At 36.3% G+C, this 7095-nt stretch carries 6 protein-coding genes; 5 read left to right on the top strand and 1 reads right to left on the bottom strand.

What is annotated here, in order from left to right:
• The 5 genes from VFS71_RS17030 to VFS71_RS17050 form a co-directional block, all read left to right on the top strand.
• Positions 1-567: FGGY-family carbohydrate kinase (locus tag VFS71_RS17030; protein WP_326402795.1), on the top strand; the 567-nt coding region annotated here is incomplete at its 5' end.
• The gene (locus VFS71_RS17035; RefSeq protein WP_326402797.1) at positions 551-1252 is read left to right on the top strand and encodes an L-ribulose-5-phosphate 4-epimerase; all 702 of its coding nucleotides are present in this window, start codon (positions 551-553) and stop codon (positions 1250-1252) included. The genes VFS71_RS17030 and VFS71_RS17035, both read left to right, overlap by 17 nt.
• A 93-nt stretch (positions 1253-1345) precedes the next feature.
• Positions 1346-2854: an L-arabinose isomerase gene (araA, locus tag VFS71_RS17040; protein WP_326402798.1), complete on the top strand. Its 1509-nt coding sequence runs from the start codon at positions 1346-1348 to the stop codon at positions 2852-2854.
• A 119-nt stretch (positions 2855-2973) separates the two neighbouring features.
• Entirely contained in the window at positions 2974-4161 is a 1188-nt protein-coding gene (locus VFS71_RS17045; protein ID WP_326402799.1) for an aldose epimerase family protein, read from the top strand.
• A 566-nt stretch (positions 4162-4727) separates the two neighbouring features.
• Positions 4728-5264: a hypothetical protein gene (locus VFS71_RS17050; RefSeq protein ID WP_326402800.1), complete on the top strand. Its 537-nt coding sequence runs from the start codon at positions 4728-4730 to the stop codon at positions 5262-5264.
• Between the two features lie 446 nt (positions 5265-5710).
• Here VFS71_RS17050 and VFS71_RS17055 read toward each other — a convergent pair.
• The coding region (locus VFS71_RS17055) for a starch-binding protein (RefSeq protein ID WP_326402801.1) at positions 5711-7095 on the bottom strand (1385 nt) is incomplete at its 5' end.

Genomic DNA, 7095 nt, shown 5'->3' on the forward strand with positions numbered 1-7095 from the left:
GACAATTTAATCATACAATTAACTGCCGAAGCAGAGAAAATACCATTATCCGAAAGTGTTCCAGTAGCATTGGACTGGATTAACGGAAGAAGAACTCCAGATGCGAATCAAGAACTTAAAAGTGCCATTGCAAATCTATCTTTAGGAACAAAAGCGCCACATGTGTTCAAATCACTGGTAAACGCCATTTGTTTTGGATCCAAAAAAATCGTGGATCGTTTTGAGGAAGAAGGTGTTCGAATTGATACCGTTATTGGTATTGGAGGAGTTGCCCGTAAGTCGCCATTTATCATGCAAACTTTGGCCAATGTGTTGAACAAACCTATCAAAGTAGCTTTATCAGATCAAGCACCTGCATTGGGAGCTGCCATTTATGCTGCCGTTGCTGCCGGAATTTATCCAAACGTAATTGAAGCGGCTCAAAAAATGGGAAGCCCTTTTGAAAGCGAATATGCTCCACAACTCGACAAAGTAGCTGCTTATAACAAGTTGCTTTTGGCATACGACCAATTAAGTGCTTATGCAGATCCATCCATTAAAAAACAACAACATGAGCTCTATATATAAAGACTTAAAACAAGAATGCTACGAAGCGAATATGCAGTTGAACGCATTGAATTTGGTAGTTTATACTTTTGGAAACGTTAGTGCTGTAGATCGAAAAAATGGTGTTTTTGCCATTAAACCGAGCGGAGTTCCTTATGAAGACCTAAAACCGGAAGACATTGTTATTGTCGATTTTGACAACAACATCATCGAAGGCAGTATGCGTCCTTCTTCAGACACCAAAACACATGCCTATTTATATAAAAACTGGCCAAACATTGGTGGTGTGGCACATACTCATGCGACTTATTCGGTAGCTTGGGCACAATCGCAACGCGATATTCCAATTTTTGGAACCACTCATGCCGATCACTTAACGTCTGATATTCCTTGTGCAGCGCCTATGGCGGACTCACTGATTGAAGGAAACTATGAGCACAACACCGGAATCCAGATTTTGGATTGTTTCAAAGAAAAAAACCTTTCGTACGAAGAAGTAGAAATGATTCTGATAGGAAATCACGGACCATTTGCTTGGGGAAAAAACGCTGCCAAAGCAGTTTACAACAGCAAAGTATTGGAAGTCGTAGCCGAAATGGCCTATCTGACTTTACAAATAAATCCTAATGCTCCTCGATTGAAAGATTCTTTAATCAAAAAGCATTACGAACGCAAACACGGAAAAGATTCCTATTACGGACAATAGAGAAAGATTGCAGAATTTAGAATAAAGAAGATAGAGAATAGACTTTACTAATCTCGAAAACTTGAAACAAAGAAAACATTAAACAAAAATATAATGATAGATATATCTCAAAAAGAAATTTGGTTTGTAGTAGGGAGCCAAGAATTATACGGTGAAGAAACATTAAGAAAAGTAGCCGAACATTCTCAAATAATTGCAAAAGGATTGGACACATCCTCAAAATTACCAGTAAAATTGGTATACAAAGATGTAGTAAAATCACCTGCACAAATCACGAATGTATGTTTGGAAGCAAATTCCAATAAAAACTGTATTGGTATCGTAGCTTGGATGCACACTTTTTCACCAGCCAAAATGTGGATTGGTGGTCTAAGCATTTTGAATAAACCATTATGTCACTTACATACACAATTCAACGCTGAAATCCCTTGGGCTAGTATTGACATGGACTTTATGAACTTGAACCAATCGGCTCACGGAGACAGAGAATTTGGTTTTATCATGTCCAGAATGCGTAAAAAACGTAAAGTAATTGTTGGTCACTGGGAAGACGAACGCGTTCAAACCAAAATAGGAAACTGGACAAGAGTGGCATTAGGTTGGAATGAATTGCAAAACCTAAAAGTAGCTCGTATTGGTGACAATATGCGTGAAGTTGCCGTTACCGAAGGTGATAAAGTAGAAGCCCAAATTCGTTTCGGAATGTCTGTAAATGGATACGATTCTTCAGATGTGACCAAACACATGGAAAAAGTAACCGACAAACAATTGAACGATTTATTGGCTGTTTACGAAGCTTCTTATAATTTAACTCCATCACTTTTAGAAGGAGGAGCGCAAAGACAATCTTTGGCGGATGCCGCAAAAATCGAATTGGGATTGAGAGCTTTCTTGGAAGAGGGCGGTTTCGGAGCTTTTACGGATACTTTTGAAAACTTAGGAGTTTGGAAACAACTTCCGGGTATTGCAACACAACGTTTAATGGCCGATGGTTACGGTTTTGGTGGTGAAGGAGACTGGAAAACGGCTGCAATGGTTAGAGCTTTGAAAGTAATGAATGTGGGACTTGAAGGAGGAACTTCGTTCATGGAAGATTACACGTATCACTTCACTCCACAAAAATCGTACGTTTTAGGATCACACATGTTGGAAATCTGCCCTTCTATCGCTGACGGGAAACCAAATTGTGAAGTACACCCATTAGGAATTGGAGGAAAAGAAGATCCGGCTCGTTTGGTGTTCAATTCACCTGCTGGAGATGCCATTAACGTATCACTTGTGGATATGGGAACCCGTTTTAGATTAATCGTAAATGAAGTTACTGCAGTAAAACCAATGGCAGATTTACCAAAACTTCCAGTAGCACGCGTATTGTGGGATTGCAAGCCAAACCTTGATGTAGCTGCTACAGCTTGGATTCTTGCTGGTGGTGCACACCATACAGTTTACAGTCAAGCGGTAACAACTGAATTTATGGAAGATTTTGCAGATATCGCAGGTATCGAATTATTGGTAATCGATGCAAATACCACTATCCGTAATTTCAAAGATACTATCAATGCTAATGAAGCTTATTTCCATTTGTTTCAACACGGTCTATAATGATTTAGGTATAATACAATAGAGTCTTAAAGTCGGAAGAAATAGAATTTAATTTTTATACTTTTGGCTTTAAGGCTTTAGCCTTTTAAATAACTGAAAAACCAAAAAAGTAAAATATTATGAATCTAGTAAAACGTTGTATTTATGGAATTTCCATCTTAAGTTTAGCGAGTATGAATGTGCAGTGCAAAGGAGAAAAAAAAGAAGATGGAGCGGAAACTGCTCTAGAGGCTAATGCTACAGATTCAGTGTCTATAGCAAAATCAGTATATGGCAAAACCGACAAAGGGGTACAAATTGACCAATATACATTGAAAAACCACAAAGGTATGGAAGTAAACATCATCACTTATGGTGGTATTATTTCTTCTCTAAAAGTGCCTAACAAAACGGGTAAATCCGAAGAGGTGGTGATTGGTTTTAACTCATTAGAACAATACCAAAAAGCCAATCCGTATTTCGGAGCCCTTATCGGAAGATACGGTAACCGTATTGCGAAAGGAAAATTTACTTTGGACGGAAAACAATATTCATTGGCCATCAACAATGAGCCAAATGCTTTACACGGAGGACCAGAAGGTTTCCACAGAGTTGTTTGGACTGCTGAGGAAGCCAAAGGTGGAGACTCTGCTTCTTTAAAATTGAAGTATGTAGCCAAAGACATGGAAGAAGGTTATCCTGGAAACTTGACGGTTTTTGTAACCTACACGCTAAACAAAGACAATGCTTTGGACGTTCTGTATGAAGCTACAACCGATAAGAAAACGGTTGTGAACTTAACGCAACACTCGTATTTCAACCTGTCATCTGATTTCTCTAAACCAATTTTGAATCACGAAATCACAATCGATGCAGATAAATTGGTTCCTGTAGATGCTACGCTTATTCCAACAGGACAATTGACCGATGTAACCAATACTCCATTCGATTTCAGAAAACCTAAATTGGTTGGGAAAGAAATTGGTGCCAATGACGATCAGTTGAAAAAAGGATTGGGTTACGATCACTGTTGGGTTCTAAACAACCAAGGAAAAGGAGAACGTTTTGCAGCCTCAGCTTATGACGCAGGAAGCGGAAGACTTTTGGAAGTATATACCGACCAACCTGGAATCCAATTCTACTCAGGTAACTTCCTTGACGGAACTTTACCAATGAGAAACGGCGGAACATACGCTCACAGAACTGGTTTTTGCTTGGAAACACAACATTATCCAGATTCACCAAATCAAAAAGATTTCCCAACGACTGTCTTAAGTCCTGGAGAAAACTATAAAACAAAAACAACTTTTAAATTCTCGGTTAAGTAATTTAAAATACTAGTACCATATAATTTGGTTATTTGTTGGATATCTAGTTCAGAAGCTAACACTTGTTGGTTTTAAGTTCCTCAGAAGGTAATACTTCTGAGGTTTTTTTGTTTTATAAATGAAATACAAACTTTACAGAAGTGGGGAATCCAAAGTTTAAAAGTCATTTTATAAATAATTTTCAAGCCTTTAACATAGGTCATTCATTGTCGTTTTACTTTCAATTATTTTTTTTGGAGATAACGATATCTGCACGACCAATTCAACAAAATTAGAACATAAAATTTTGACATTAACTATACATATTCGTATTAAAAAACAACAAAAAAACAAATTAATTTTAACAAAAATACTAGACATGATTAACGGTATGCGTTTGTAATGTTTTATAAATTTATGCTAGTAGGTTTCCATTCAGAATTTAACTCCAAATCTCTTTTAAAAAGCTATTTAGAAATTAATATATAAATCGCAATCAATTAAAAGGGGAAGAAAATCATATACCTTAAAGAATTTATTTTAATATTTAAATACATCTATTTAAAATTAATTTAATATGAAATATTATGAAATACTATATTATTACCTTGATGTCTTTAGGCTGCATCGCTTTATCTTATTCACAGCACACTAAAATTAATGATATTGATGCAAATGTTCTTAAAATGACAGAATTACCGGAAGTGGTGATCAAAAGTGCAGGGAAAGATTTTTCAAAGTATCTACCCGACAATAACCCCGACATGAAAGTTGTGGGTCTTCAACAAAAATTCATTGCCTATGATCTCGGGAAAGACTACTTGGGAGCTGAATCTTATTTATTAACGCTAGAAATAGAAAATGGCTCTTTAGCAGCAACTTATGATGGAAAAGGAAAATTACTGGGAGTTGTTGAAAACTATAAAAACGTCAAACTTCCGAGTGCAGTTATATACTCCGTTTGCAAAAAATATCCCGGATGGTCAATTGTCAATGATAAATTTCTATATACTCAAGAAGATGGTGACATTATCAAAAAACAGTACCATATTCAAATTAAAAAAGATAATGAGACCCGCAAATTAGTGGTTCATCCCAATGGGGATATTATCAAAGAAACATAATCCCATTTTTTTTTATTGTCTTGAAATAGTTTTATCTACTGTCTAGTCCTGAAAAAGAGATACAGGATTAGTAAAAAAAAAATGCCTTTTACAAATAAGGAATTAATCCATTGATCTGGGTTTTGAAAGAAATAAAAACCCCATAAAACAAAAACAACTTTTAAATTTTCGATTAAGTAATTTAAAAATACTAGTACCATATAATTTGGTTATTTGTTGGATATCTAGTTTAGAAACTGACACTTGTTGGTTTTAAGTTCCTCGGGAGGTTATACTTCCGAGGTTTTTTGTTTTATAAACTATAGGAAAATAGATTTGATTTATAAAAAAAGTCTTTCTAAAGAAATGATCAAGTCCAGAAAAAATTACTTAGTTATATATATTTATACTAAAAAAAGGCTCAAACCAATATCAGTTTGAGCCTTTTAAATTTAAAGAATTATCGTTTATTTTTTAATAATTTTTTGTTGGTGTTCTAGACCATTTTCAAAATGAATCTTTAAAAAGTAAAGACCATCTCTTAAAGTGCTTACATCAATAGAATTATTAATCACCTTTCCAATTTGAGCAACATTTCCATTCATGGCTACAATTTGATAATCCAAAGCAGCTGAATTAGAACTAATTTGCAACAAACTACTCACTGGATTTGGATATACAGAAACAGCAGTTATTTCAGTTTTAGCCTCCTCTTTAATTCCTGATTTGGCAGTACTAGCTCCCCAAGTATATGAATATCCATCTGTTTTACTTAATAAATCAGCTGTTTGATTGGCTGTTCCACTTGAACCATTGTTGAAAATCAAATTAATCGATGTTGGACCTGTAATGGTATATTTATAAAAACCATTAGTATCCGCAACCATAGTTACTCCTGGCCAAGTAGTATTGGCTACACTTCCTGCTGGAACTGCATTCCAATAATGCACTTTTGGCACACCTGTCCATGAAGTTGGTGGTTTAAAATAAACCGTTAAAGTAGGAACAGTAACAAAAGTGTAAACCTCTGTTTTAACAGCCGATGAAGTACCTGCTGTGTTTATTACCAATGCTTTCACAGTAGTATTCGCAGTAATTGACAGCGTTTTTGTTCCAACAGCAGATGCCGAAGATGTCGTAGGAGCAGTTCCGTCCAATGTATAGTAAATTGTCGATGTAGCTACATTGGCAGTCAATACTGGACTTACCGTAGTTCCTGTAGTAAATGTCCCTCCAGCTGGCAAAATTGTCAAATCTGGCGTGATCACTGGGCATCTGTTTGCAGGTTCAGCGCTCAACCAAGCTGAATCGTAATATTTGATTCCAGCTGTTGCTATTAAATCTGCAGTTTTTAAAGTCCCGTCGTTAAAAATTAAGTTTGACGCACTAACTGTAGACGGAAAAGTGAATGCATACCAGTCACCACAATCTTGCGTCATAGCGACTCCTGGCCAAGTTACCGCTGGTGTAGTTCCAGTTGTTCCCCAATAATAAATTTTAACGACTGAATTCCAATTTGATGGCTTTTTGAAATAAACCGTAAACGTTGTTGGTGTACTAAAAGTATAAGTTTCTGTTTTTACTGCAGATGAAGTACCTGCTGTGTTTATCACCAATGCTTTTACAGTGGTATTGGCAGTAATTGACAGTGTTTTTGTCCCAACAGCCGATGCTGAAGATGTCGTAGGAGTTGTTCCATCCAAAGTGTAATAAATAGTCGATGAAGCTACGTTCGCAGTCAATACTGGACTTACGGTTGTTCCTGTAGTAAATGCACCTCCTGCAGGCAAAATCGTCAAATCAGGAGCGACAACTGGGCATCTGTTTGCAGGCTCTCCACTCAACCAAGCTG

Source organism: Flavobacterium sp. (assembly GCF_035760125.1).
In the GTDB taxonomy this organism is placed as follows: domain Bacteria; phylum Bacteroidota; class Bacteroidia; order Flavobacteriales; family Flavobacteriaceae; genus Flavobacterium.

Coding starts and splice junctions, on each gene's coding strand:
- VFS71_RS17035 (WP_326402797.1), top strand. CDS start 551: ATGAGCTCTATATATAAAGACTTAAAACAAGAATGCTACGAAGCGAAT.
- araA (WP_326402798.1), top strand. CDS start 1,346: ATGATAGATATATCTCAAAAAGAAATTTGGTTTGTAGTAGGGAGCCAA.
- VFS71_RS17045 (WP_326402799.1), top strand. CDS start 2,974: ATGAATCTAGTAAAACGTTGTATTTATGGAATTTCCATCTTAAGTTTA.
- VFS71_RS17050 (WP_326402800.1), top strand. CDS start 4,728: ATGAAATACTATATTATTACCTTGATGTCTTTAGGCTGCATCGCTTTA.